Source organism: Geobacter sp. FeAm09 (assembly GCF_008330225.1).
Classification (GTDB): domain Bacteria; phylum Desulfobacterota; class Desulfuromonadia; order Geobacterales; family Pseudopelobacteraceae; genus Oryzomonas.
Window position 1 is genome coordinate 2,488,351 of the sequence record NZ_CP042466.1, and the last position, 26,736, is coordinate 2,515,086.

Below are 26,736 nucleotides of genomic sequence, written 5' to 3' on the forward strand. Positions count from 1 at the left end.
GGAACAAATGTCAAGGCCGTTGTCCGCCTGGCGCACGGCCGGAGCGGGATGACAGCAGGAAGAGCAGGGCCGCCCCGAGCCCCAGAACCCCGGCGGCGTAGAACACCGCCGTCAGCCCCAGGGCGCTCTGCAATCCCGCACCCAACAGCGGGCCAGAGACGAAACCCAGGTTCAGCACCGCGTTGCAGGTGCCCACCGTCGCACCCATGCCGTGGCGGCTCCCCTCCTCCACCAGCAGCGCCGTGCTCGCAGGCTGGGACAACACGCTGAACAGGCCGATACCCACCCCCAGCGCCAGGATCTGGCTAAAACCCGCCGCCACCGGGATCAGGAAGTAGAGCAGCGAGACCGCCGTGCCCCCGGCAACCACCAGGGACTTGCGCGGCGCCCGGTCCGAGAGCATGCCCATGGGGCGGAGCAAGAGGGTCATCACCAGGGTGGAGGAGGCCATGACCAGCCCGGCCCGGGTGCCGCTCAGCCCCAGCCGGGCCGTGAGCATGATGGGGAGAAAGGCCCCCAACAGCGAGATGCCGCAGGCCCGGCCGAAGACGAAGGCCAAAAGCCCCCGCAGGGAGCTGTGGCGGGTGGCGCCCAGGAGGTCACCGAGGCGTTCGCTGTGGCTGGCTTGGCGTGGCGGGGGCTTATGGCCGGGGATGCAGATGAGGGCCACGGCCAGGGCGACGACGCACAGGAGGGCCAGGGTGGCAAAGATCCCCTGAAAGCCCCACAGGTCCTTGAGCATCCCCCCCACCACCGGCCCCAGACTCAGGGCGCCGTAGAAGGAGATGTCGAAGGTGCCCATGACCGTAGCCCGTTTGTGGTCCGGGGTGGCTTCGCCCACCAGGGAGAGCACCACGGGGCGGAACATGGCGCAGCCGATGCCCTGGAGCAGGCGCAGGAGGGTGATGAGGGGGAGACTGACGGTGAAGAGGTAGCAGAGGGAGACGAAGAGGTAGAGGCCGAGGCTGGCGGCGGCGACCTTCTTGCGGCCGATGCGGTCGGCCCAGGCGCCCATGAAGGGGCTGAGGACGATCTTGGAGAGGGAGTAGAGAACCAGCGGCAGTCCCAGGAGCGCTCCCCTTGCGCCCAGGCTGAAGACGTAGAGCGAGAAGAAGGCGTCGGCGATGCCGAAGCCCAAGGTGATGGCGAAGTTGATCAGGAACAGCCCCCGGAACAGGGTGCGGGTCTCCATGGTTTCTCCCCTACCCAGCCAGGAATTCCTCGAAGGCCCGGTCCTGGCAATGGATGTGTTCCAGCCAGAGGAGGCGGATGTCCGCCAACTCGTCGGGCAGCACCTCCAGCCCCCTGCCGAAGCGGGGGGCCAGTTCGGCGGTGTTCACCCAGAGGAGCTGGTGATGGAGGCGGTGCCGGGTGGCCTGGGGGAAGCCCACCAGTTCCATGTAGCGGTTCTCGGAACCGATGTGCTCCATCATGACCTCCAGGAGCCGCTCCAGTTCCCGGGTGAGGTCCGCGCCCGGTTTGCGGCGCAGCGCTTCGATCATGGCGTCCAGGTGGCCGATGATGCTCCGGTAGCGGCTGTCGCAGGCGAGCTTTCTCCCGGCGAGCCGGTGTGCGCCGGGCGGCATGCCCGCTCCCGGTTCGGTGCAGTGTCCGTAGGTGTGCAGGTCCATAATCCGTGTCCTTTGAGGAAAGAAAGCCCGTGGAGGAAGGAGGGAGAACTCCACGGGCTCCCGTGTGCCGGCCGGGGGCGGCGGCCCCGGCCGGCACACGGTTGACCGCCTTAAAACGAGTAATTGAACTTGAACCAGAATTTGTCGCCTTCGCTGCGATTCCTCGCCTCGAACTCCTTCTGGAATTTCAGGTCGAAGCTCATGTTTTTATAGAGGTATTCGATCTGCGGGCCAATGGCGAACACACGGCCTTTGCCGTAGACCTGCCCCTGGTACCCGGCATCGGCCTCGTCTTTGGTCGTCTGCTGGTAGACATAGCCGCCCATCCCAAGCTGGAAGTCCTGGGTAAAGAGATTCACCTTCTGGGAGAAGCCGTAATCCATGTGCAGTTCCTGGCCCGACTGGTAGCCGGCATCGCTGTTCTTGGTGTTGAAGTCGTACATGAACTTGCCGAAGGCCTGGAAACCGCCGTCGCCGGTGTAGGAGGCGATGAAGTTCGGTTGGATGTCCCAGTAGTTGCGGCCGGGATTGGCGACTCTGGTCTTGTCGTAGGTACCGGTGGGCATGGTGATGTCAACGCCGGTGATCAGGTGGTAATTCCTGGAGTGCCACCCCAGCATCACCGGTGCGATGGTGATATCGCCGAGCCCGCTCCTGCTGTCGCTTCCCGCCGGGGTCGCCGTATTGACGTACACGTCAACCACGGGCACCAGGATATGTGAGGAAAACGTTGCACCGAACGGATGCAGGTCGTTTGTGTACATGATCCTGGTAATATTTGCGGTGGCCCGCGCCTTGAACCCCGGCGCGGTTTCCTTGCCGCTGTTATCCAGCGATTTGCCGGCCTCGTAGAACTGGGTGTAGTTTACCAGGTGCAGGCCCGGTGGGAAGGCGTCGAGAAAGCCTTCAGAGCCGTGTCCATAGGAACTGCTGCCCCCCTCCGTTGCACATGCCGGCTGGGAGAGCACCGCACCGAACAGCATGACCAAAGCCGATGCAAGACAGCGCGCCGAATATTTTTCAGGGATGAACTTCATACGATCTCCTTTATCAACGGTTTATTGAAACGTCCGGTTCTCGCCACGCTTCGTCACTTCAAGGTTTCCAGGATGTGACGGGCCGCCATGCGGCCGCTGCCAACCGCGAAGCCGTAGGTGGTTCCCGGAGAAGCAAGCCCGTAGGAGTCGCCAAAGAGCCCTCCCACGTCGCTGCCGGTGACGTAGAGCCCCTTGATCGGCTGTTCATTCCGGTCCAGCGGCTGCATCCTGGTGTTAACGCTCACGCCGCCCACCGTCACCAGGTAGGAGAGGACTTCGCGCATGGCATACAGTTTGCCGCTCAGCTTTTTCATGAAGTAGGGGTCCTTGGCGTACTCCGCGTCATGGTTGTGTTCAGCGTAGCTGTTGTAATTTTCGATGGTCTTCTTCAGGGCGTCGGCAGGAACCTGGATCTTTGCCGCCAGCTCTTCCACGCTGTCTGCCGCATAGATGTTGCGCTTGCCTTCCGCAACATACTTGTCGAGCGCACCGTCGGCCTTGGCAAGCTTGGTACCGGCGGGGACCAGTACGCCCATGCCCCCGTCGATGCCGTCGTTCACGTAATGTTTGCGGAGGTTTTCATCGAAGATGACCCAGGCGAAACTGCCGGGCTGGCGTTCAATGGCGTTGGACTGGAGGACGAAGTTGTTGGCGATGACTTCATCGCAGAAACGTTCGCCATGGACATTGACCATGATATTCATGGGCTGCTGCCCAAGGGCGTCGAACTGCTGGTCAACCGGATTGGCGGGACCGGGCTTGCCGGAACGGACCTTGTCGTACACGGCGGTGTTCATGACGGTGCCGAGACCTTCCGTCTTGGCCCCGAGTTTCATGGCTTCGGTGAGGGCGAAGCCAACTTTGCGAAAGTTGGCGACCGAGCCGGCAAAGGTGTTTCCGACGTATTTTTTCACCAGTTCCGGGTTATCGGCAAAACCGCCGGTGGCCAGGATGACCGCTTTTGCCTTGATGCGGAGTTCGCCCTTCTTGCCCTTGGCCGTGACGCCGACAACACGCTTGTTGTCGTCGGTTATCAGGCCGATGGCCGGGGTTTCCATCAGAATTTTGACGTTGGGGCTCTGTTTCAGCTTGCCGAACAGCACCTTGACCAGGGAGGCGCCGTGGCCATCGATGACATGCCAGGTGCGAACGCCGTCGAAGGTTGTCATGGCGACTTCCTCGAAGGGCACGCCTTCATCCTGCAGCCAGTTGATCGTTTCGCCGGACTGGTTGATAAAGGCGCGCATCAGCTTCGCATTGCCTTTCCAGTGGGTGTAATCCATCTCATGCTTAAAGACCATGTCCTTGGTCAACATGGGGGGGCCATAGTAATGATCCCGCTGCATGCGGGATTCGACCCCCAGGACGCCTTCCGCCACATTGGAGGTTCCGCCGGGGAAGGGGTTCTGTTCCAGCAGGATGACCTTGGCGCCCCCCTGGGCCAGGGTCAACGACGCGCTCAACCCGGCCCCGCCGGCACCGACCACCACGACTTCGGTTTCATCGGTAAACTGCGGCGTTGCCGCGTACAGCGGAGTAGCCACCAGGCACGCCGTCATAACGACCATATTCATGAACCATGTCTTGCCGATAATTCGCATTCGGATATCTCCTCATAAGTGGTGAGTTGAAATCATGCCGCTTTCCGACCGGAGCGAAACGCCGCTATTTTTTCTCCGGGCGTTTCTCGAAGACCAGATCGGAGTGGCAACTGTTACAGTAGTTTTCCTGGGCCTTGTGCCCTTGGTGGCATTTGGTGCACTCCAGGTCTACCAGGTGATTGTCGTGGGGGTTCGGTTTCAGCCGGGCGGTCCGCTGGGCAACCTTTTGATAGGACTCGTGGCAACTGAGGCACTTTTCCCCGCCGACCGCCTGCCTGGGGCCGGCACCATGGCAATCTTCGCACGTCAGGCCTGCCGTCGTATGACGGTCTGCCAGATACGGCGTACCTTCTGCGCCGACGCAGATTCCGCAAAATACCGTGCCGAGCAGTACCAGCAGGGCTCCTGCGGGGAACAGCGCCGCTTTACTTGTTTTGCTTCCTGACTTTTTACATTTCACAAGGGCCTCCCGACCATGAAAGACCGTCAGGCGTATCCATCGGTCTTTGCATGCTTCCTCTTTTGCCGTTGATTTTTGCCGCTGCCCGTTACCTGCTGTTAAAGTGCATCATCGTTCTCCCCCTTTCCCGCGCCCCATGCAAAGCGATCAGGGCCGCCCCGCCCGCAGGCGAAACGCGACCGGCCCCTCGTCCGGCCGTCACGCCCAACCGGCTATTTTTACGATTAAAATCGTATAAGAATGTCCACAGGGAAACAATCAGGTGGGTTGCGTAATTTCGCGTACGAGAAATATGCATGAACGGTGTACGAGATTTTCGTATGCCGCCGGCCGAGGCCTGTCGTTACGAGCTCCATGAAAGCAAGCCATGGAAAAACCGGCAGTTGCCCCCGAGGCCGGGATCGGTTTAACGTATTGCAATTAAAAAATGCGAATGTTAGGTTGTAAATCATGGGCTTGCGGTCTCAACCGGCGCCTCGGGCATCTCAACGACGGCGGTGCCCTCCCCTGGAAAGCCCCATGTCTTCTCCCGATGACAGGTTGATGCATCACCCGGTACGAGGAAGTGATTGCCATGTCCGAGAACATAAAAGAGGATATTGCCCTGCTGCAGGAACTGCTGCGGGATAGTGACGAAAAATTCAGGCTGTTGTACGAAAGCGAGCCGTTCGTATACGACTCGTTGGACGAGAACGGCATCATTCTGGAGGTCAGCCAGGGGTGGCTGAATCTTTTGGGATATACGCGGGAGGAGGTTATCGGGCACTGGCTGGGGGAGTTCTATACCCCGGAATACCGGGAAGACTTCAGCAGGCATTGGCAACTTACGAAAGACAGCGGCATCGTGGACAACGTGTACGTGAAGCTGGCCCGCAAGGACGGGACCGTTATCGATGCCGTCATCTACGCCAGGCTGCGCTACGACAATAATGGCAACCTCGTGCGCACCCACTGCATCACCCACGACATCAGCGAGCAGAAAAAGGCCAATGAGGCGCTGAAGAGGTCGGAATACGAGAAAGCCCTGATCCTGGAAGTGATGTCCGACGCCATTATTTTCCGCGATACCCGCATGAAGGTCCTGTGGGCCAACAGGAATGCGGCGGCCCCCTTCAACATGACCCCGGAGCAAATGATCGGCACCTACTGTTTCCGGGAGGCGCACGGACGGGAAACCCCGTGCGACGGCTGCATCATCGCCAAGACCCTGCGAACCGGCCAACCGGAGACAGGTGAGCGCTCCAACGGCACGAATACCTATATCGTGCGCGGCTATCCGGTCAGGGATGCCGTGGGGGACCTGATCGGCGTTGTCCATGTGGCCCACGACATCACCGAACGCCGGCGCCTCGAACGTGAACTGCTGGAACGAAGCGCCCTGGAGCAGCAGAAGTTCGGGCGGGACCTGCATGACGGTTTGGGGCAGATGCTGACGGGGATCGCCTTTATCGCGCGGGCGCTCCAGGAGCAGCTCGAGACCCGGGCCCTGCCCGAGGCTGTCGATGCCGCAAAGTTGGAGGAGATTGCCGAAAGGGCGCTGCTGGTGACCCACCGGCTGGCCAAGGGGCTCGACCCGGTCGGGTTGGATACGGAAAGCTTCCTGACGGCCGTTTCCGAGTTGGCGCTGACGACCGAAACCCTGTTCGGGGCCGTCTGCACGTTTCGCCATGACGACGTTCCCGGCAGCCTTGAAAAGGATGTGCCGATCCACCTGTATTACATCATCCAGGAAGCGATCAACAACGCCATCAAGCATGGCCGAGCAAAAAGCATCGGCGTAACGATCCGCTGCCTCGACGGACAGCTCCTGCTGACGATCTGCGACGATGGGAGCGGCCTGCCGGCCACGGTGCAGAGCAAGGGGATGGGACTGCAAACCATGAAATACCGCGCCAGCACGCTCGGAGGGTGCCTCATGCTACACAACAACGACCGGGGCGGGGTGACGTTGACCTGCTCCTTGCCGCTGCAACGGGTGAGCGTACCATGAAGATGCTCCTGCCGCCGAGCGGAGAGGTCAGAATACTGATCGTGGATGATCACCCCATCGTCAGGGAGGGGCTCGCCCGCATGCTCGACCGGGAAAAGGACCTGGTCGTCTGCGGCGACGCGGAAGACATCAACACCGCCCTCACCGCCATGGGCAGGCTCCATCCCGATATGCTCATCGTGGATGTGACGCTGGCGGCCGGCAGCGGCATCGATCTGGTCAAGTGCGTCCGCAGAAGCCATCCCCGCATGCCGGTCCTCGTCCTGTCCATGCACGACGGCATGTACTATGCCGAACAGGCGTTGCGGGCCGGGGCAAACGGTTACATCACCAAGATGGAAGCGCCCAAAACCCTGGTCACGGCCATTCGCAAGGTGCTTTCCGGCGACATCTATCTCAGCGAGAAAACTGCGGCGGCGATCATAAAACGCTCGGTAAGCGGTACGACCAGCAAGGACGAACAGGATTTCCTCTGCCTCAGCGACCGCGAACGGGAGGTATTCCGCCTGCTCGGCAGCGGCATGGGAACGCGGCACATAGCCGAACGGCTCGGGGTGAGCATCAGAACCATCGACACCTACCGCGAGAAGATCAAACACAAACTGAACCTCAGGAATGCCTCAGAGCTTCTGCAGCACGCGATTCAATGGGCGAAGAACATTGACCAGGAGCGGGAAGCCGGCAAGCTCTAGCGTGCCGTGCGGTTCGTGGCGGAAAACGATTTCAGGGTGGTATCGGGGCCGACAACGGCGATGACAACGCCCGGGGTCACGGCGAAGCCGATCAGGAACAGGGTGCGGCTTTCCCTGGTTCCCCCTAGGCAGCCAGGAACTCCTCAAAGGCACGGTCCTGGACGTGGATGTGCTCCAGCCAGAGGAGGCGGATATCCGCCAGTTCATCGGGCAGGACGTCCTGTCCTTTGCTGAAACGGTGGCGCAGTTCGGCGGTGTTGATGCAGATAAACTGGTGATGCAGGCGGTGTTGGGTGGCCTGGGGAAAGCCAACCAGTTCCATGTAGCCGTTCTCCGAGCCCACATGCTCCATCATGGCCTCCAGGAGGCGATCCAGTTCGGCGGTCAGGTTGCGGCCCGGCTCCCTCCGGACCAGTTCGATCATGGCGTCCAGTTGGCCTATGATGCTCCGGTAGCGGCTGTCGCAGGTGAGCTTTCTTTCAGCGATCCGGCTTGAGTCAAGCGGCATATCCGGCGCAAGGGATAGGCGTGGTCCGTACGTGTGCTGGTTCATTAAATTCATAATCCTTATCCTTTGGGTCAGATGCCCGCCAGCAGGTGGCCCAGCCACTCCTGCCTGGCCTTATGGGTACCGCATGTCGGTGCCGGTGGCAGGCCCCTCCCGGGAGCCCGTTCCACGACCTTGCGCATGAAACGCCGGCCGTTAGTCCGGCAAGAGCCCGTGGAGGAAGGAGGAACAACTCCACGGGCTCCCGTTGTGCAGCCCGGGGATCGGCACCCCCGGTTCTGCGGCCAGCAACCGTTTCGGGACGAATCCCCCGAAACGGTTGTTACTGATGCTGCCCCGTTCCTCAGTTCCGCCCTCGGGCCACCGCATCCACAGCCTTGCCGACCGCATCCAGGGTTATGGCCTTGTCCCCCTGCAGGACCGTGTTTGCCCCGCTCTTGCGGTTCACGACGAGAACCGTCGGCGTGGAGTTGATCCCGGCGCTCGAGACGATGCCGGCTGCGAATTGCAGCCCCTTGATAACCACCGACAGGGGAAGCGGCTTGTAGGTCACACCGCACTGCCGTGCCAGATTCCGCAACTCTTCCTCGGACGGCGTGGGCGTCTTGGCCGCCAGGGTGTGCAGCGCCCGGCGCAGCTTCAGATAGTCCCGCTTCTCGTTGATCAGGAACGAGAGATTGGCCGGCACGTAATTGTAGCTGTTCTCATGGATGTTCAACTCGATGAAGGTGAACTTGGCCTTGCCGGACAGCTTGGTGACGATATCCGTCATGGCCGGTTCGGCCTTGAGGCAGGACGGGCAGTACCAGTCGGTGATGAAGATGACCTCCACCGGGCTCATCTGGTTGCCGATATAGGGGTTCACCACCTCGCCGGCGGTCGTGCCGGGGCGCAGCCCGGCAAACGAAATCAGTGCCCCTGCCCCGAGCGCCGTCAGTACGAGCGCCCCTCTTGCCATCAGCCTGCCCACCATGTTCATCCTGCTTCCTCCCCGTATGGTTTCCATCAGCGGCCGCCACTGCAGGGCGCCCCACAAAAGCGCGACAATGGCCACGATGCCCGCCACAACCGCGCAGAATATGCATATCCGTTTGATCTGGAACACCTGGATGCCGACAAACCATATTTCGGCGCCCATGCCCATGGTGACCATGGCGGTGAAGATGCGCCGCCACCAGGCCGGTTTCCGTGCTTTCCCCAAGATGATCGCCACCGCCAGCAGGCCGACGAAATAGGCGACGCCCAAAAGCTGCATGGGCAGGTTGAAAAAGCTGAAGGTATGCGCCGCCGTACAGGCGTCGCTGCACAACTCCTTGATGCCCGAAAGGGCGGAGACCACGCCGCCGGCAAGGCAGAGCAGGGCAAGGATCGTGCGATGAAAAAGAGACAGTTCCGCGTTGTTCATGACATCCCTTCCTGGTGGATTACTGCGGGAAGAGCCCGCCTGAGCGGGCTCTTCCGGTTACACGGGGTACATCTCTGCTATGGCAGCGAACAGGTGAAGTTGGCAGCACTGTTGATGTCGCCGGTGCCTTTGTATTTGGCAATTTTCGGCCAAACGCACAGCGGACGGGTCCGGCTGGACGTGCCGAAGGCGGTAGCCGCCACGGTGTTGGTGGAAGTCATGGACGCCGTGATGCTGTCGGGGGCGATGCCGTTCTCGACCCAGTTCACCAGGGCGCTCAGGGCGTCGAAGTTATCCAGGGCCGGGCCACCCGAGCAGTGGTTCATGCCGGGGATGGTGAACAGCCGGGCGAAACCGGTGGCGTCGCCGTTATTCTTCGCATTCAGGTTTTCAAACCAGCTGATGATGTCGTCCACCGCAAAAACCGGGTCGGACTGTCCCGAAAAGACGATGATTTTCTTTCCCTTGGCCTTGGCACTGTTGAGCAGCGGGTCCGGCATGGTCATGAAATCCATGCCCGACGTGGTAAAGGTGGAATTGGTCTTGTAGATCGCCGGGGCGTCGGTGTCGAAGCTGAAGCTCTGCAGCGCGGCCAGCAGGTCGGTGGGAGTTGCGGTATTGTTCGTAAACTGCTTCGGCGGGGTCATGAAGGTCAAGAAGAGTGAAGGCGACCCCAGGCTGACGATAATCGGATAATTGCTGGTGCTTCCCAGGAACAATTTCCAGTTTATCCAGCCGGCAGAACTCATGCCGGCGTCGTAGGACCATGTCGTGTAGAGCTGGTTGCCGTTTGAATCCGTCGGGCCGGCCATGGATTTGGCGAGGGCCGTCACCTGGCTGGACTTGAGGCAGCTACCCGCAGTGTAGGCGCTGTCGGAGGAGCATTGCAGGTCCGACAGCTTGAACGCGGCCTGGCACCCCTTCAGGTCGCCGATCATGCCGTCCGCCACACCATCCAGCGCATCGCATTTCGCAAGCATCGAGGTAGTAACCAGGTTCAAGTCAGCCGCCGTGAAGGCGGTGCGCATGTCGCCGGTGACGGCGCTGAAGGCCTGCACGTCCCACGCGTGCTGTACGGCGGACTTGGGCAGGTTGAAACCGGGGTCGCCGGCCAGGTAGCCGTCATACATGTCTGGATAGCGGGAAGCCGCCACCATGGTATGGCGGCCGCCGTTGGAGCACCCCAGCATATAGGAGTACTTGGGGCCGCTGCCGTAATAGCGCTGAATGATGTTCTTGGCAATGGGAGCCATCGTGTAGTCGGCGTTGTAGCCATAATCGAGGCGCGCCTGGGGATCAAGACTGAACATGCTGCCCTGCAGCGCGCCGGAACTGGCGGGGGCATCGGAGGTTTCGTGCCCCCCGTCGGTGGTCATCACGGCAAATCCGCGTGTCAGGCCGACGACGCCGCCCGTGCCGGCTCCCGGGGCGGTGAAGCCGCCAAGGGCCGACGTGGTCCCGCTGATGGAACCTTCGCTGCCACCGTTGGCCTGCGACAGGAAACGGCCGTTCCAGGTGACGGGCAAGCGCATCTCAAAGCGTATGGCGTACTTGTTGCCGTCGATGCCGGTCCGCTCGTTGACCTTGCCCCTTACCTTACAGTATGCGGGATAGCTGGCGTCGTCGGTAACGAGTTTGGCGCTCGACACATTGACGAAAGCCAAGCCGAGATTTGCCGTGGTGATGTTTTCACAACTGAGGCGGGGTTGGGAGGTGGCGCTGTCTGTTCCGCATCCCTGCACTAATGCGACAACGGCCAACACGACGAGACCATACAGACTTCGGTTCAACATTGAATACTCTCCTTTGCTGGGTGGTATGGGGCATGATTTCGAAAATCCATGCCTCAAAAAACATTGCATTCGTACTTGTGACGATTGGGCACATCCCGGATTTCCCGGTCGTGACGACCGGAGAATTCCGGAGCCTGCCGAACCGGCACGCCACACATGGCGCCTGCGGGCAATGCAAGGCCCATGGCCTTTATTTCAGTTCCTTCGTCACCCCCTTTCTTCCTGCACAAAAATTCATATTCCATTCACAATAATCACAACCCTGCACTCTACAGCAACCACCATGCCTACAAGCGTAACATATTGATACAAAAGCATTTTTAAACAAAATGCCCATAATTTTTTACCAAATATTGTAAATACGACAATATTGTGCAAGTATTTTTCAAAAAACAGCCGACGGCAGCGTACACGTGGCAAACCATCTCCATCGGCAGTGACACATGAAGAGAAGTGCGCAAGCACGGACAAAGCAGGGATCACATCACGGGAGGAAAGAAGAGAGGGCACACGGGTAAAAAACGTCATGAATCAGAAAATAGCCAACGGCCGTACCCATGGCGCCACGGCGCGTCTCCGGACGGCGCTGCCAGGGGATACCTAGGGGGGGCGAAAATTCTCGGCTGCCAAGTTGTGCATCAATTTCGGGATTATCGGAGGGGAAGGTCCTCTTTGGCGGAAGGCGACATGCCGGTGGGGCCGCACGAAGCTGTTGACCGGCGACGCGGCAAGCCCGGACGAAACAAAATGAGGCCCGCTAACGGCGCGGGCCTCATTTTGTGCTGGGTGCGTTATGACGACAACGACCGGCGTTCCCGGATTCCGGGAGGAACAGGTCGGCGAGCGCTGGCATGAGTTTCTGCACCCCCTCCGGGGCCATCCTGCTTTCCCCTGTCAGCTCAATCGCACATCCGGGCAGACGCCCCCTATCTCCCCGCCACAACGGCGCTGAGGATATCCTCGGTCAAGCGGAGCCCACCGCGGAAGCCGGTGTAGCCCCGGTCGAGCACGGCGCGGTTGGCTACCGGGAAACTGACCGACAGGTGGGGAGCGCCGATGGTCTGAGCCAGTTCCCGCTCCAGGGAGCTGCCGATGACAAAGGCCGGACCAAAAGCGTTATGGTATTTCTGGCCGTTGGCAGCGGGCCACTTCCGCTGGAGATGCTCCAGGGCGCGGCTGCCGTCGGTTTCGAAAACCAGCGTGGTTTTGTAGCGAGACTCCAGCACATTCAGTTGACTGGTCAGGCGGTCCTTTTCCTCGTCATCCAGGGGGTCGGTACAGACGGCCAATTCGGGCAGCCACCCCAGGTCGTCGGCCAGGAACTTGGTCAGGGCCGTGGCGTAGTTGGCGTCGCCGACGACGACGGCATAGCGTTGCAGGTCCAGGTCGTTGAGACAGTCGGTCAACGGTTCGATGAAGCGGAAGTAGGCCTGTTTCTCCCGGTTGATGACCGTATTGACCTTCTGGCGGGATACCTTCAGGGCCTTGCCCACGCTCCGCAGAAAGGCCTCCGAGGCGCTGGCCCCCACCGGCAACGACAGGCTCAGGAAGGGGGTGCCGTGGATCTCTTCGAACAGCCTTGCCGCCTCGACGCCATAGACGTGCGACACGACGATGTTCAAGGAGGCCGACCCGGCCGTGCGGATGTTCTCTATGGTATCTTCCGGGGTGAAGAAGGAGTTGACGGTCAGCCCCAGCGCCTCCAGCAGGCGGCGCGCCCCCTCCAGGTTGCCGCGCCAGAAGGGATCGGCCGACGGCGCGACGCCCCACAGGTTGACGCTGTTTTTGACCTTTGCCGCCCCCCGCTCCACGAAGTCCCGAAACAGCGCCTGCAGGGCCAGATCGTACCCCCGGTAGGAGTTCCCCTTGAATCCGCCGGTCTCGGCGCCGATGATCGGGACGTCCTGGCTGCGAAAATCGGCAACCACCGTTTTGATGTCGTCGCCGATCACCTCGGTGACGCAGCCGGACAAAACGGCGAATATCTGGCCGTCCATGACCTTGATGGTGCTTTCCACCTGCTCCCGCAGGCGCGCATCGCCGCCGAAGACCACCTCCCGCTCCTGGACGTTGGAACTGGGAATGGAGAGGGTTCCGCAATAAGCGCCCACCTGGAGCCCCGAGCCGCCGTTCTGGGCCCAGGCGAAGTTGCCGGCGCAGCCCGAGGCGGAATGGAGGATGGGGATGCCGCCGGGAAGGGCCGAGATGGTTGCCGCGGCACCGCCGAGTGCGCAGACGTAACGGGGCCGTTCGATAAAATTGTCACTCATGCCGCTCTACCTCCACGTTGATCGATATGGGAAAAGGGGTCCGCCGTGTACCAGGCGTCGCTGTAGGGGAGCCGGAGATTTTCGCCCAGCTTGCGGTTGTAGATCGGATTTTTGAGCTGGCGGTACAGGCGGCGGGCAACCTCGTAGACCCCGCGATAGCCGATATAGGCCAGGCCGGTGTTGTAGATGACATGGGTGGGAATGCCGAGCTTGGCGGCGGTGCCGTTGCCGTTGGCATGCCCCAGGAACAGGTCCGGTTTGAGCCTTTTCAGCAGGTTGGCCTCCTCGAAAGGCTGCACGTTGGCGATATCCACCACGTAATCCTCCTTGCTGGAATTGGCCAGTTTCCGGTACTCCACCTCGGCGAATTCGTCGTGGTGGAAGGAGCGGATGCCCGTGACCGTGAACCCCAGCTCTTCCAGCAACCGGGCCGTCGCCAGGGCGCGGAACTCGCCGGCGCTGATGAAGACCCGCTTCCCCTCGAACAGGGGGCGGAACACCGCCAGCGCCTCCCGCAGTTCCCGTTCCTCATGCTCGATGATCCGCTCCGCCTTTTCCTCGTCGCCGAAACGGGCCGCCACGTCCCGCAGCCAGAGGCCGGTGTTCTCGATGCCGATCGGCATGTGGCGGATGAGGGAGGGAACGCCAAAACGCTCCTCCAGATACCCGAGGAAGTAGTCGTCATGGGTCGGGCAGGTGCTGACGGAGAGTGCCGCCTGGGTGGCCTTGACCATGTTCTCGGGATGGGCGAAGACCGGGAAGACGTTGACGTCCAGGCCGAGGGTGGTCAGGAGGCGCTCCAACTCCACCTCATCGACCCGCCCCATGGACGACACGTTCATGAGGTTGACGGTACGTGGCAGCCGCTCCAGCCCCTTGAAGGGTGCCAGACCGTCCTCGGTCGGGGCCTGCTCCCCCTCCCGCAGCAGGGTGCGGCCGATGCCGTGATAGACCGCATCGTAGGCCGTGGCCCAGATCTTGGTCTTGAAGCCTTCGCAATGCACCGGCAGCAGCTTGGCGGTGACCTGGGGCTGGACCCGCTGCACCACGCCGTCGATGTCGTCGCCGATGATGCCGGGCACGCAGCCCGCCACCACGGTAATGCTGAAGGGGCGGTAGCGCCGGTCGGCCTCGATAATGGCCTTTTCCAGTTTCTCTTCGCCGCCGGTGATGACATCGGTTTCGTCCATGGCAGTGGAAAGCCAGATGCCGTCCTTGGGGCGCCCCCAGCGCACAGTGCCGCCGAAGCGCACATTGGAGTTCTGGGAGTGGGTGCAGCCGCCGCAGCCGATGGCGCTGTGCAGCAGCACCACGTTGTCCGGCAGGGTGTTGAGCATGGCCAGGGCCGGCAGGATCAGACAGATGGACCCCTGGGTGAAGGAGCGCTCGCCGTCGTCGTGCAGGCAGGACTTCTTGCCCTTGGCGCCGGCCATCTCGCAGATCGTGCCGCCGTGGGCGATACAGGCCTTGAGCCGGTCTTCACGCTTGGGGGGGGATTTCAGATCGATATAGCTCATGGTTGTTCCTTTCTCCGTTTTTCCGGATGTTCCCGTTCTTTCCCGCTCCGACAGCCCATTACAGCGTCTTTCTGATCTTTGCCGGGATCTGCCGTGAACAGGGAATATTGGTGGAGCAATGGCCGCAGGAGCCGTAATTCCACTCCTTGAAATGTTCCTTGTTGCCGTGGGTCTCGCACCTGCCGGGCAGCTTGCCGGCAGCGGTAACGGCCCCGGTGGGGCAGCGCCGGATGCAGGCATCGCAGCTTCCGTCGTAGGCGTACAGGCAGTAGCCGTAGACCTCCGTGTATCGTCTCTCCGTCGGGATCAGCTGCAACGTGGTGACGACACTGCAGAGGCGCCCCAAGGCCCCCTTTTCGGAGATGAAATTCTGATGCAGGCCGAAGGTGCCGAGTCCGGCGGCAAAGGCGGCATGCCGCTCCGACCAGAACGGCCGCCAGCCGTCGGAATCATAGCGGGGGTCGATATTGGGCGCGACAGCCTCCCCGCCGTGCTGCCGGGCAAAGCGGATCAAGGCCCGGCGGACCACGTTGAGGAACTTGGAGCCATTCCATTTGCCGGACGAGAATTCAATGGCGGAATAGCGCTGTTCCCGTGTGTAGTTTGCCGATATGTGCTCCGTGAACGGCAGAAAGACGCTGATGACCGATCGGGCGCCCGGCAGCCATTCATAGGGGAGACGGTGCCCCGGACCGACCACCTCCGGGTCCTGGAAACGCTCGAACAGCGGATCATGGGCGGAGGCGATGCCCATCAGCGGTTCCGCCCAGATCGGCAGGTTCGCCCCTTCCGGGAGGGCGTTGCGGAAATCGGTCTTCACCAGGTTCGTCACGAAACCGAGCAGCTCGTCATACGGCACATCGGGCTGAATCTCTCCGTCAACCGCATTCTTCGGTACCGGATCGGGCAGAAAAAACTGGGGGTTGATCCCCTTCGCGATCTCCCGCCTCCTGGTCTTCTGCTCCGGGTTGGGATGGGGCGACCCCTTGACGATGAGGGGGGTGTCAAAGGGCTTGCGGAAACCGGGGGGCGACCCCTTGGTAAAGTCATAGGCGTTCCAGATGGAGAGCTGTTCGTAGATAGCCTCCAGCAACGCCTCGGCCAGTTCCGCCGCGCTCTGCCCGTCGTTCAGGCGGGTGGTCCCCTCTTCCGGGAACAGCTCCCCCTCGATGAAGTAGTAGACCTCCTGGCGGATGGGGGTGCTCGCGTTGCGCAGGCTGGCTGTCCGGTCCGAGGTGCGCACGGCAAGCACCTTGCGCCGGTCGGGCCGGTAGCCATAGTAGTTTGCCTCAAGGAGGTAGTCCTTCAGACATTCCAATACCGACCGGCGGTTGAGGATATTCGGGTAGGGTTCGCCCCACTTGGGGATCTCGTTGACAAACAGCGACGTGCTTTCGGCTGAACTCTGGCCGGACATGGCGGTCTCCTTACCGTTTCCCGGTCCAGTGCAGTGCCCTGCGCTGGACCGCATCGAAGAGTTCCATCATCAGGATGATGAAGAGGGACATGAAGATCATGCCGGCGAGGACCCGGGGATAGTCGGAGAAGTCCGCATAGTACTGGATGAAGTACCCCATGCCGGATTTGGCCCCGAACATCTCCGCAACCGTCAGCAGGATGAAACTGAAGACCAGCGCCATCCCGGCGCCGGCAAAGATATGGGGGAGCGCGCCCGGAAAGACCACCAGGCGGAGCAGGCGGCGGCCATGCAGCCCCAGCGCCCTGGCGTTATCAAGGTAGCGCTCCTCCAGCAGCACCACCCCATGGATGGTTCCCATCAGTATGGGCCAGAAAGCGCCCATGAAGATGATGAACGCCGATGAGAGCCAGAAGGTGGGCAGCACGGAGATGGCATACGGTATCAGCATCGTGGGGGGGATCGGGCTGATGCCCCGGAAAAGGGGCATCAGCGTGGTCCGCACGGCCTGGTGGTAGCCGACGAACAGCCCCAGGACGATTCCCAGGACCAGGGCCAGGACATAGCTGGGCAACAGCAGGCCGAAGGAGCTCAGCAGACCCTCCATGAGCTTGGGAAACGCCTCGGCAAATGCGGGGAGAATCCGGGACAGCCCGGGGAACAGGACCGGTTCCAGCCATCCCGTGATGTCGGTGGCCACCTCGAAAAGGGCCACGCAGATCAGGATGATGATGGCCGTCCCGGTGTATTTTTTAGCGATTCTGGTCAGTAGCACGGCGGTTCCCTCTAATTGTTCTGCTTTTCAAAATGTTTTTTAGCATTCAGGTAATAACGGTCCTTGGGGTTGCGGCGGATCAGTTCGCCGAGCGCATCGCGGTACAGTTGGGTGTTGATATAACGATTAATGTCCAACTCTGACGTGACATAGTTGATATCCTTCAGCTCATGCCACATCTGCTTGACCCGGTGCTTGTCGGGATCGACGCTGACGTGCTGGTGTGGTTCACTCACGAAGGTGGCTGCCAGGTTGTCGTCGATATTCATGTAGCGTTTGGTTATGCTCTGGGCCAATTTCGAGTTGGTGTCCTTGATCTTTTCGGCTTGCAGCAGGGACCGCAGGAAAGCCCGGTAGACGTCCGGGTCGCCGCTGACCGCCTTGCCCTTGGCCACGATGCGGCAGCAGGGGTGCTGGGGAAAGAAATCGTTGCTCCACCCGACGATCGCGAGGCCGGACTCCTTGGCCTGCAGGAAGATGGACGACGCGCCGATCCCCACATCGACCTTGCCCGATTTGACCGCTTCCAGAACAGCAGGCGGATTTTTCAGCTCGATGATCTTCAGATCCTTGTTCGGGTCGATCCCGGCGCGCCTGAGCGCCCCGCGCCAGACCACGTCCGCCGTATAGAGCCGGGGGACGGCAACCGTTTTCCCCTTGAAGTCCTTGATGGTTTTAAACTGCCCGGCCCGTGCGGGAAGGGCGATGACCGGGTGTCCCCCTGCCAGCGCCCCGCCGATGATGGTGAAGTCGGAGCCCTTGGAAATAAAGGTCAGGGGCGCCGCGGTGCCGAAGGAGATGCCGATGTCGATCTTGCCGCTGTTGAGGGCATTCAGGCCGTCGCCGGTGCTGCTGAATTGCACCAATTCGACCTCGACACCCTCCTTGGCGAAAAGCTTCTGATCCTGGGCGACAAAGGCCAGGATGCTGGCGCCGCCGGGGGTATAGCCGACCTTGAGTTTTCCCTGCTGCTTGGCCTCGGCCCCGGTCATGGTCACAAGCAGCGCGATCAGCGCCAGGGCAATGATGTTGCCTGTCAGTACAGCTCGTTTCAGTTTCATCCGATTCTCCTTTAATAGTGTGGAAGTGGAGCACATGTTTGTAATATTCAGTTCCGCCACCTCAGCAGATGGCGCTCAAGCCGTTCCGTGCCGAAGGTAATGGCCGTCACCACCAGGCTGATGAAGATGATGCCCACGACCACCCGCGGGTAGTCGGCAAAGTCGGCGAAGTTCTTCACATACCAGCCGATGCCTGAGTTGGCGCCGATCAGTTCGGCGGCGGTCAACAGCACGAAGGCAAAGACCAGTGCAAGCGTAGCCCCGGTGCAGATGGAGGGCATGGCGCCCGGCAGGATGACCCGCCGCAGCAGGGTGCGCTCCTTCAGCCCCAGTACCCGCGCCGAGTCCAAGAGCCCCTTGGGAATGTTGAAGACGCCGTTGACCGTGTTGATGAAAATGGGCCAGAAAGCGCCGATGAAGATCACGAAGATCGAGGCCGCACGGAAGCTCGGCAACAGGGCAATGGCATAGGGGATGTAGACAATGGGCGGAATGGGCCCCAGCACCTTGGTGAACGGATTGACGGCATGGAACAGGCGGACCCGCCAGCCGACCAGAAGCCCCAGCGGCAGGGCGGTCGCCAAGGCCAGCAGATACCCGCTCACCAGCAGGATCAGAGAGTTCACCAGCCCCTTCAGCATGTCCGGCAATTCGGCCACGAACAGCCGCAACACCGCTTCCGGCTGGGGGAAGAGCATTTTGTCCAGCACGATGAAGCGGGACGTGGCCACGTACCATGCCAGAAGGGCGACAAGGATGATGGCGCTCACATCGCCGGCTCCCCGGCGGGACACCTCATTTCTGACGGCAGCCCGAACGACCAGATCAATGGCCTTGACCGCCATGGCCACGGTAAAAAGATGCCAGGGGACCGGTCCCGCCGACGGCCAGAAAATGGCCGCCAGCAGGGTGATAAAGAGCAGGTTGGAAGTGGTTGTTATCTGGTTCATGGGTTTATCCTAATGGGCATGGATGTGCTGTTCCGGATGGACGCCCTGGAATGCCTTCTCAATCGTTCTTTTTGTAGAAACTCAGCATCTGCTGATAGACCTTGTCCTTCGGGTTTTTCTTGATCACTGAATCGAGCGCCTGCTTGTAGATGTCGGTGTTGATATGCTTGTCGATCGGGTAGTCCTGGGGGATATAGCCGGCTTCGCGGATATGCTTCCAGAAATCCAGGATCCCCTTGCGGAGCGGGTCGGGATTCGACTCGGCCACCTTTTTCACGTAGGTTTCGTTACGGACGATGTCTTCGTCGATCTTCAGGGACTTGGTATAGATCCGAACCGTCTCGTCGGGGTTGGTTTTATAGAACCGGTAGGCCCGGATCATAGCGGCCAGGAAACGGCGATAGGTCTCCTTGTCGGCATTCAGCTTGGCCGTTGGGGCAATGATGCGGCAGCAGGTGTACTTGGGGTAGAACTCTTCCAGGTAGTGGGCCACCTTCAAGCCGCTGTTCTTCTCGGCCAGCGAGAAGTGGGGCGGCCACAGGAGCCCCGCGTCCACAGCGCCTTTCTTGATCGCTTCCACCACCGCCGTGGCCGAGCCCAGCTCAACGAAGGTGATATCCTTTTTCCAGTCGATGCCGGCTTTTTTCAGGGCTCCCTTGAAGATCACGTCACCGGTGGAAAGTTTCACCAAGCCGATCTTCTTCCCTTTGAAGACCTTGAGATTCTTGCCCGAGAGTTCGGCCAGGCGATCGGGACGGGCAACAATGGCCTGCCCGCCGATCATCATGCCGCCGAAAAAGGTGAAGTCGGACCCCTTGGAGATGAACAACAGGGGCGCGGTGGTGCCGAAGGTGCCCACATCCAGCTTTTCGGCCTTGAGCGCCGCCATCCCCTCGGCGGCGCTGCCGAACTGGAACAGTTCCACATCCACCCCTTCTTCCTTGAAGTACCCCTTTTCCTTGGCCACGAAGTACAGCCCGTGGGCCGGCTCCGGGACATACCCCACCCGAAGCCGGGGCAGGTCCGCGGCAACGGCGGCGGACATCATGAGCGTTGACAGCAGAAATGCGGCGATGATCCTTTTCATTGGCTACTACCTCCTTGTAACGTAAATAGTCTGCCGGAATTTGCCGGGCAGCAATTGGGCGTGCAGACCGCCTTGGAAAACAGGTCCTGCAGGACCGGGTCCATGGGCCCCATCAGCAGGCGGTCCAGGGCATCGCAGTAAATCTCTTCATAGACATGATTTGCCAGAAAATCGCGCTGCATGGCGGCACTCTGGAGGCCGAGCCCCTGCCAGATGCGCAGCATGCGCCAATAGTCCGGGTTGGGGTCGAAATGGATATCCGGGGCGACCGTTCCCTGCGCCAGCTTTTGCAGCGTTGCCCGTCTGGTTGCGGCCGGTTGTTGCTGCAACGTGCGGTGGGCGCGGATCAGGGCGGCGGTCAGGCTGATGATGGTGCCTTTTTCGGCTGCCGGCCTGTTTGCCGGTACGAGCACGACGATCCCCCTGCGTTCCTGTTCGCTCCGGGCGTTTTCGTCCAGGCCTGCCAGCGGGCCCGTATCGATGGGGGTCCCGCCGCCGGCGATGATGCGCAGTTCCTTGCCCCGGGCGATCGCCCCCAGCGCCTCCCCGGCCATGAAAGCCCCGGCATCGATGGTCCCTGCTTCAAGGGCGGCCAGGCCGCCGGCGGTGTCCTGGAATGCGACCAGTCTGACCTGCAGTCCTTCTTCGCGAAAATGGCCGTTTGTTGCGGCAACGCGGCACAGGGCGCTGCCGGGGTGGTCCAGGTAGCCCAGGCGGAAGATTTTCCCCGCCGCACGGCAGGGCATGGCGTCGAAAACCAGCAGCAGTACCGCCATGGACAGCGATGCGGTCATCCGCTGGACGCGCCGGGAATTCATATCCCGTCCCCCTGGGATTCGACGATGTGACCGGCATCCAGCTCGGAGAGGATGTTTTCGTACAGCACCGTGACCAGGCGGTCCCGCAGCGCCTGGAAGGACTGGTTGTGGTACAGCTCCTGGCGGATGCGGGGACGGGGCAGATTCACCTCGAAGACCCCCTTGATGGTGCCGGGATTGACGCCCAGCACCACGATGCGGTTGGCCAACAGGATGGCCTCCTCCACGTCGTGGGTGACGAAGAAGACGGTTTTGCGTTCGTCCTGCCGCTGCTGCCAGAGCTGGAGCAGCAGGTCCTGGAGGCGGGCACGGGTGATGGCGTCCAGGGCGCCGAAGGGCTCGTCCATCAGGAGCACCGGCGCATTTATGGCAAAGGCCCGGGCGATGGCGGCCCGCTGGCGCATCCCCCCGGAAAGCAGGCCGGGCAGTTTGTCATAGGCGCCCGCCAAACCGACCATCTCCAGATAGTCGGCCGCCGTCTCCCGGTACTCCTCTTTCTTCTTTCCGGGGAAGGCCTGCTCCAGGGCCAGGACGATGTTCTGGCCCGCGGTCATCCAGGGAAACAGGGAGTAATCCTGAAAGACCACGCCCCGGTCCAGGCCGGGACCGCTGATCTGCTTCCCGTCCAGGGTTATGCCCCCGACGAGGGGAAGGAAAGCCCTGCCAGAAGCCGCAGGAGCGTACTCTTGCCGCAGCCGGACGGCCCCAGCAGGCAGACGAAATCTCCCGGCTCGGCGGTAAAGGTGATGTCCTGCAGGACCCGTTGGTCACCGTAGGAATAATTAACGTTGGACAATGTCACTTCGTACATGGAGCTATCCTCACAGATCCCGTTTGTCGGCCAGCCGCTTGTAATACGAGTGGCTGGTGTACAGTGCGCCCACCGGATTGTGGGCCAGCACGCGGTCCTTGACCACAAGGTAGGTGACCGGCGCCTTGGAGTATTTGATGAACATGGAATCGTGACCGACGCACAGGCCGACGATCACGTTCAGGTCGGTCTTTTCCCTGGCCAGGATGCGGGCCTGGAGCACCGGGTTGCAGGCCGATTCGTGCTGTCCCTTGTTGATTTTGTGCTCTTCCGGGATGCCCAGTTCGGTCTTGTCCACCGAACCGACCTTGCAGGCCACGGTATAGCTCTGGATCCCCTGGGCATCGAGAAACGTGATGAAGTTCTTGGTCTCGTTGATCAGGCCGACGCAGGTGGCGATGCCGACCTTTTTTGCCTTGATGCGGCGGGCAAAGGCGGCCACCTCCTCCACGCGGGTCAGCCTGCCGTAGTAGGTCCCCTCGATCTCGGCGGCGGCGTTGGAGATCTTCGACACCAGCGGGTCTTCACGGTAGATGCGGTTGACCTCCTCGATTTCCTGTTTATCCTCTGCCTCGGTCAGACAGAAGGCGGGAAAAACGGAGGTCCGCGCGTTACAGTTGATGGTGGCGCAGTCGCCACAGGTCAGTACGTTCTTTTTCTTGGCCATGGTTTTCTCCGAAGGATGGTATTAGATGCTCGCCCCGTTGCTGCGCACTTCCCCGGCTTCAACGGCCAGGATCTGATCGGACCAGTCGGCGGCCCACTTTCGCAGCGCCTCCGCGCTCAACGGCTCCGGCACCTTGGAGTCGGTGTGGTTGGCAATCCGGTCGGCAAGTTTCTTGTAGACCAGGGCCTGTTCGGAATCGGGGAAGGCCTCGATGGTGGTCTTGCCCTGCAACTCGGACTGGGTGACGGTGATGGAGCGGGGTACGTACTCCATAACCTGGGTATTGGTGCGGGCCACGAAATCGTCGATGATGTGCTTGGCGTAGGGCGCATTGACGGAGTTGGCGATCACGCCCCCCAGAAGCGCGCCGCCGTTGTTGGAGTACTTCTTGATGCCGGTGAACAGGTTGTTGGCGGCGTAAATGGCCATAAAGTCCGACGACGACACCGTGAAGACATGCTCGGCGATCCCTTCCCGGATCGGCACGGCAAAGCCGCCGCAGACCACATCGCCCAGAACATCGTAGATCACGTAATCCAGGTCCAGTTCCTCGAAGACCCGCTGCTGCTTGAGCAGTTCAATGGCGGTGATGATACCGCGGCCGGCGCAGCCGACCCCCGGCGCCGGTCCGCCGGCCTCCACGCAATGAACGCCGTTGAAACCGGAGAAGATCACTTCGCTGGCCTTGGCGCTCTTCTTTTCCCGCAGGGTGTCCAGGATCGTGGGGATATAGGTGCCGCCCCGCAGGGTGACGGTGGAGTCGTTCTTGGGATCGCAGCCGACCTGCATGACCTTGTAGCCCGCCACCGACAGGGCGGCGGTGATATTGGAGGTGGTGGTGGACTTACCGATCCCCCCCTTGCCGTAGATCGCTATCTGCTTCGGTTTTTTTGCCATCTGTTCCTCCGGTTAGGTGATGTAGGTGAAGCGTTTTGATGACCGCACTATTTCCAGGGCCTCGTCGATGGAGCCCCCCATGGTGAAGGCAAGAATCCTGTGGCCGATGAGGGCGTCGATGGCGCCGGGACCGACCTGGGCGGCAACCACCCCGCGACAGTCGGCAATGAGCTGCGCGGCCCGGTCCAGCACATCGTCGTCATGCTGTTGCCCCACGCAGGCCGGGGTATTCTCCCGCAGTTCCAGGAATTCATGCCCGCCGTCGTGCAGCCGGTAGATGCGGAAGGCCCGCGTCCTGCCGAAATGCTCGTTTACCGTCGCCCCGTCGCTGCTTGCCACGGCGATCTTCACGTCCATGTGTCCACTCCTCGTCGGGGTAAAAATAAAAAAAGAGGTCAAGGTATGGGCGAAATTATCGCCCTGCCTTGACCTCCAGTGTGTCTGGTCGGCCGTTGCCGGTGTGATTGCGTGTGAAACGGAAACAGCGAATGATATTTCTTGACTTAACAGATGTTGCTTAAGTGGCGTTAAAACTAACATTCCAAGGCGGTTTCGTCAACAAAAAAATAATATTATGTCTATCTATTTTGTATTTTATTGAAGTATTCGTAAAAACAGGGCAAAGACACGCCCGTTTTCAGCCTCGGTTTGTTGAGCTATCAGGGGGATAATTATGAAGTGTGGGAGAGGATGGGGATGACGTGGCATGGCCGCGGCCCGACGGCCGGATTACGGAACGGGAAAGTGTGACAGTATCCGCTCTTTCAGCGCCTGCATGGCAACAGCCTGGTGTCGGCGCGGTCGGGGCAAGGGAATAACGACCCGTTCGCTGATCGTTCCGGGGGCCTGGGAAAGGACAAAGACCTCGTCGGAGAGGCAGACCGCTTCGCCCACGTCGTGGGTCGCCAGAACAATGGTGGTGCCGCTCTTCTCCCAGAGGTGCAACAGGTCGTCCTGAAGTTTCTCCCTGGTCAGGGCGTCAACGGCGGCAAAGGGCTCGTCCATCAGAATGATCCGGGGTTCCGCGGAAAAGGCCCGCGCCAGGGCCAGGCGCTGGCGCATGCCGCCCGACATGCGGGACGGGTAGCTGTCGGCAGCCTCCTCCAGGCCGACCATGGCCAGATAGTGGCGGGCCAACTCTTCCCGCTCCCTGCGGGGGACGCCGCGCAGGCCGAGGACGAACTGCACGTTCTGGCGGGCGGTCATCCAGGGGAAGACGGCGTAATCCTGAAAGATCATGGCCATGTCGTGCCGCGGTTTGTTGCGGAAGAGGCTGTTGGCGATGGGGGAAAGGAAGCGGTGTTTTTTCCGGGAGCCCTTCATCCCGTCCCGGGTTACGGAAAGCGGTTCCAGTACCGGCGTGCCGCCAATACGCACCTCGCCGTGGGACGACGTCTGGAGACCGGCCAGGATCTCCAGGAAGGTGGACTTGCCGCAGCCGGTCGGCCCGACCAGAGACACAAAGGCGCCGTCCCCGATGGTGAGGGACACCGATTGCAGCACCGTTTTGTCCGTCGTGCCCCCCTGCCCGTCCGGCACGGGAAAGGTTTTGGTGATACCGACCGCCTCGATCATGGCGTCACCGCTCCATGCGCCATACGGCCAACTTCAGCTCGGCGTATTTCATGATCTCGGTCATGAGCCATCCCGCAGCCCCCAGGATCAGCATGCAGACCACCATATGGTCGATCTGGAAATACTCCTTGCCCCGCAGCAGCAGGTAGCCGACCCCGCTGCCGCCGCTCTGCATCTCGGCCACCACCAGCATGACCAGTCCCAGGGCAATGCCGATCCTGATTCCCATGATGACCGAACCGAGGGCGTGCCAGATGTGAACATGGATGATGATGGTGAATTCGCTGGCGCCGAAGACGCGGGCCGAGGCGATGTAGCGGGGATTGGTCTCGCTGATCCCCTGGTAGGTGCTGAAGAGCACCGGGTAGAACACCCCCAGGAAGATGAGGAAGACCTGCATCGGCAGGCCGATGCCCAGCACGACCATGGTGACCGGCACCCAGGCGGGCGGCGGGATCGGCGCCAGGATCTGGAACAGCGGCAGGCAGTGCTTGCGGATGAACCGGTTCCACCCTATCAACACACCGAGGGGAAAGGCGGTCGCCACCGCCAGGGTGAAGCCGAGGAAGAAGCGGAGCGCACTCGCCCCCAGGTGGGCCAGCAGATGGTGCTTTTGGAGCATCAGGCTGAAGGAGGAAAAGAGCGTTGACGGCGGCGGCACAAGGGAAGCGGGTACCAGAGCGAGCCGGGGCAGCAGTTCCCAGAGGATCAGCAACGGCATCAGCACGGTCAGGGACTCGCGGGACAGCAGGCTGCCGAAGGACGACCGCCAGAAGAGCCGCGCCTCGGCCGGCAGCGTTTGCCGCCAGGAGGCAGCCGTCACGCCCACGGTCAGCGGAGCACCAGGCATCGCCCCTCCCCCAGCTCCTTGCGCAGATCGTCGCCCACCGCCACAAAGCTCGCCGTCGGCAGCCGTTCCAGATCTTCCCGCGCATAGCCGAGCCGTTTGCCCACCGCCTGGCGCAACTCGGCGGGGGGGAGTGCGCTGGCCGCCAGCAGCGACTGAACCACCGGCTTGAACGCCTCCACGGCCCCTCCCCTGACCACCAGAAAATAGTCGCTCTGGGCCAGGGCCGCCGGGCAGCACTCGTCGCCGGCCTTGATGTCCCAATTCTGGTAGAGCACCTTGTGTCCCAGGTGCTCGGCCAGCACCGCGTAGGAGCCCTTCACCAGTACGGCATCCACCTTGCCCGCTTCCAGGGCCGGCACCATCTCGTCGAAGGACATGAAACGGGTGCGTATCCGGTCCACATCCACGCCCAGGCGCCGGGCATCCTTCCTGAACTGGTGGAGCAGCTTGCAATCCGGCTCCTGGGCGGCAATGGTCCTGCCGGCAAGGTCCCCCAGGCGGATAGAGAGATCCTTGCGGATCACCAGCGTGGCGCCGTAGGGAAACTGCACGGCCCCGGCCACCTTGAGGGTCTCGCCGCCGGGCGCCTTGAGCAGTTTGACCGCCTTGGCGGTCTCCACGAACCCGGCGTCGATCGTGCCCGAGATCAGGGAATAGCCGATGTCGCCGCCGCTGCCGATGGGGACCGCTTGCCAGGCGTGCGTCCGGCCAGCCTGGCGTTCATCGGCGGCGTACAGCGGCCCGAGCAGGGGGCTGTCGCCATAACCGATACGGAGCGCCGGTGACGACTGCGGTGAGCCCGCCTGGGCGGAGCCCTGGGAAGGATTCTTCTTTTGGCATGCGGCACACAGCAGGATTGCCGTGAAGAGCAGCGCAAACCATGGGGCGAGTGCTTGTAGTTTCCGGTCCATCCGTTGTGAATCC

25 protein-coding genes and 1 pseudogene are annotated in these 26,736 nt (G+C 61.4%); 2 read left to right on the forward strand and 24 right to left on the reverse strand.

Annotation, left to right across the window (positions count from 1 at the left end):
• Positions 1-10: 10 nt before the first annotated feature.
• The 5 genes from FO488_RS11575 to FO488_RS11595 all read right to left on the reverse strand — a co-directional run bounded on the left by FO488_RS11575 (position 11) and on the right by FO488_RS11595 (position 4,729).
• A complete protein-coding gene (locus FO488_RS11575) occupies positions 11-1,192 on the reverse strand; it encodes an MFS transporter (RefSeq protein WP_149210697.1) in 1,182 nt (393 codons plus the stop codon).
• A 10-nt stretch (positions 1,193-1,202) separates the two neighbouring features.
• On the reverse strand, positions 1,203-1,631 hold the full coding sequence (locus FO488_RS11580; protein WP_149210698.1) for a hypothetical protein: 429 nt from the start codon (positions 1,629-1,631) through the stop codon (positions 1,203-1,205).
• A gap of 110 nt (positions 1,632-1,741) precedes the next feature.
• Positions 1,742-2,668: a transporter gene (locus FO488_RS11585; protein ID WP_149210699.1), complete on the reverse strand. Its 927-nt coding sequence runs from the start codon at positions 2,666-2,668 to the stop codon at positions 1,742-1,744.
• A gap of 53 nt (positions 2,669-2,721) precedes the next feature.
• Positions 2,722-4,269, reverse strand: a complete 1,548-nt coding sequence (locus FO488_RS11590; RefSeq protein WP_149210700.1) for an FAD-dependent oxidoreductase — start codon at positions 4,267-4,269, stop codon at positions 2,722-2,724.
• A gap of 64 nt (positions 4,270-4,333) precedes the next feature.
• Entirely contained in the window at positions 4,334-4,729 is a 396-nt protein-coding gene (locus tag FO488_RS11595) for a cytochrome c3 family protein (RefSeq protein ID WP_149210701.1), read from the reverse strand.
• A 574-nt stretch (positions 4,730-5,303) separates the two neighbouring features.
• On the opposite strand from FO488_RS11595, the gene FO488_RS11600 reads away from it, so the two are divergent.
• Together FO488_RS11600 and FO488_RS11605 are read left to right on the forward strand one after the other, a co-directional pair.
• Positions 5,304-6,719, forward strand: a complete 1,416-nt coding sequence (locus FO488_RS11600; RefSeq protein ID WP_149210702.1) for a PAS domain-containing sensor histidine kinase — start codon at positions 5,304-5,306, stop codon at positions 6,717-6,719.
• Positions 6,716-7,411, forward strand: a complete 696-nt coding sequence (locus FO488_RS11605) for a response regulator transcription factor (protein WP_205743265.1) — start codon at positions 6,716-6,718, stop codon at positions 7,409-7,411. The genes FO488_RS11600 and FO488_RS11605 overlap by 4 nt, the downstream gene beginning before the upstream one ends.
• Positions 7,412-7,535: 124 nt before the next feature.
• Here FO488_RS11605 and FO488_RS11610 read toward each other — a convergent pair whose 3' ends face one another.
• The 19 genes and pseudogenes from FO488_RS11610 to FO488_RS11700 form a co-directional block, all read right to left on the reverse strand.
• On the reverse strand, positions 7,536-7,964 hold the full coding sequence (locus FO488_RS11610; RefSeq protein ID WP_149210703.1) for a hypothetical protein: 429 nt from the start codon (positions 7,962-7,964) through the stop codon (positions 7,536-7,538).
• A 298-nt stretch (positions 7,965-8,262) separates the two neighbouring features.
• Positions 8,263-9,324 (reverse strand): vitamin K epoxide reductase family protein, encoded by a 1,062-nt coding sequence (locus FO488_RS11615; protein ID WP_149210704.1) that lies wholly within the window; start codon positions 9,322-9,324, stop codon positions 8,263-8,265.
• Between the two features lie 77 nt (positions 9,325-9,401).
• The gene (locus FO488_RS11620) at positions 9,402-11,117 is read right to left on the reverse strand and encodes a tannase/feruloyl esterase family alpha/beta hydrolase (protein WP_168206000.1); all 1,716 of its coding nucleotides are present in this window, start codon (positions 11,115-11,117) and stop codon (positions 9,402-9,404) included.
• Positions 11,118-11,351: 234 nt separating this feature from the next.
• A complete protein-coding gene (locus tag FO488_RS19685; protein WP_149210706.1) occupies positions 11,352-11,645 on the reverse strand; it encodes a hypothetical protein in 294 nt (97 codons plus the stop codon).
• A 398-nt stretch (positions 11,646-12,043) separates the two neighbouring features.
• The gene (locus tag FO488_RS11630) at positions 12,044-13,387 is read right to left on the reverse strand and encodes a nitrogenase component 1 (protein WP_149210707.1); all 1,344 of its coding nucleotides are present in this window, start codon (positions 13,385-13,387) and stop codon (positions 12,044-12,046) included.
• Positions 13,384-14,904 (reverse strand): nitrogenase component 1, encoded by a 1,521-nt coding sequence (locus tag FO488_RS11635; protein ID WP_149210708.1) that lies wholly within the window; start codon positions 14,902-14,904, stop codon positions 13,384-13,386. The genes FO488_RS11630 and FO488_RS11635 overlap by 4 nt, the downstream gene beginning before the upstream one ends.
• 58 nt (positions 14,905-14,962) lie before the next feature.
• On the reverse strand, positions 14,963-16,321 hold the full coding sequence (locus tag FO488_RS11640; protein WP_149210709.1) for an epoxyqueuosine reductase: 1,359 nt from the start codon (positions 16,319-16,321) through the stop codon (positions 14,963-14,965).
• A gap of 10 nt (positions 16,322-16,331) precedes the next feature.
• Positions 16,332-17,096 (reverse strand): ABC transporter permease, encoded by a 765-nt coding sequence (locus tag FO488_RS11645; RefSeq protein ID WP_240731885.1) that lies wholly within the window; start codon positions 17,094-17,096, stop codon positions 16,332-16,334.
• An 11-nt stretch (positions 17,097-17,107) separates the two neighbouring features.
• Entirely contained in the window at positions 17,108-18,157 is a 1,050-nt protein-coding gene (locus FO488_RS11650) for an ABC transporter substrate-binding protein (RefSeq protein ID WP_168206001.1), read from the reverse strand.
• A 47-nt stretch (positions 18,158-18,204) separates the two neighbouring features.
• Positions 18,205-19,107 carry an ABC transporter permease gene (locus tag FO488_RS11655; protein WP_149210711.1) on the reverse strand — a complete coding sequence of 301 codons (903 nt, stop codon included), beginning with the start codon at positions 19,105-19,107 and terminating at the stop codon, positions 18,205-18,207.
• Between the two features lie 58 nt (positions 19,108-19,165).
• Positions 19,166-20,194, reverse strand: coding sequence for an ABC transporter substrate-binding protein (locus FO488_RS11660; RefSeq protein WP_149210712.1), 1,029 nt, complete (start codon positions 20,192-20,194; stop codon positions 19,166-19,168).
• A complete protein-coding gene (locus FO488_RS11665) occupies positions 20,191-21,012 on the reverse strand; it encodes an ABC transporter substrate-binding protein (RefSeq protein ID WP_149210713.1) in 822 nt (273 codons plus the stop codon). The genes FO488_RS11660 and FO488_RS11665 overlap by 4 nt, the downstream gene beginning before the upstream one ends.
• Positions 21,009-21,823, reverse strand: a pseudogene (locus FO488_RS20445) (ABC transporter ATP-binding protein). The gene FO488_RS11665 and the pseudogene FO488_RS20445 overlap by 4 nt, the downstream one beginning before the upstream one ends.
• 10 nt (positions 21,824-21,833) lie before the next feature.
• Positions 21,834-22,490 carry a DUF1847 domain-containing protein gene (locus tag FO488_RS11675; RefSeq protein ID WP_149210714.1) on the reverse strand — a complete coding sequence of 219 codons (657 nt, stop codon included), beginning with the start codon at positions 22,488-22,490 and terminating at the stop codon, positions 21,834-21,836.
• A gap of 21 nt (positions 22,491-22,511) precedes the next feature.
• Positions 22,512-23,387, reverse strand: coding sequence for a nitrogenase iron protein (gene nifH, locus FO488_RS11680; protein WP_149210715.1), 876 nt, complete (start codon positions 23,385-23,387; stop codon positions 22,512-22,514).
• A 12-nt stretch (positions 23,388-23,399) separates the two neighbouring features.
• Positions 23,400-23,744 (reverse strand): NifB/NifX family molybdenum-iron cluster-binding protein, encoded by a 345-nt coding sequence (locus FO488_RS11685; protein WP_168206003.1) that lies wholly within the window; start codon positions 23,742-23,744, stop codon positions 23,400-23,402.
• A 372-nt stretch (positions 23,745-24,116) separates the two neighbouring features.
• Positions 24,117-24,962 (reverse strand): ABC transporter ATP-binding protein, encoded by an 846-nt coding sequence (locus FO488_RS11690; protein WP_149210717.1) that lies wholly within the window; start codon positions 24,960-24,962, stop codon positions 24,117-24,119.
• A gap of 4 nt (positions 24,963-24,966) precedes the next feature.
• Positions 24,967-25,812, reverse strand: coding sequence for an ABC transporter permease (locus FO488_RS11695; protein WP_149210718.1), 846 nt, complete (start codon positions 25,810-25,812; stop codon positions 24,967-24,969).
• Positions 25,794-26,723 carry an ABC transporter substrate-binding protein gene (locus FO488_RS11700; protein WP_149210719.1) on the reverse strand — a complete coding sequence of 310 codons (930 nt, stop codon included), beginning with the start codon at positions 26,721-26,723 and terminating at the stop codon, positions 25,794-25,796. Before FO488_RS11700 ends, FO488_RS11695 begins: the two co-directional genes overlap by 19 nt.
• Positions 26,724-26,736: the final 13 nt, after the last annotated feature.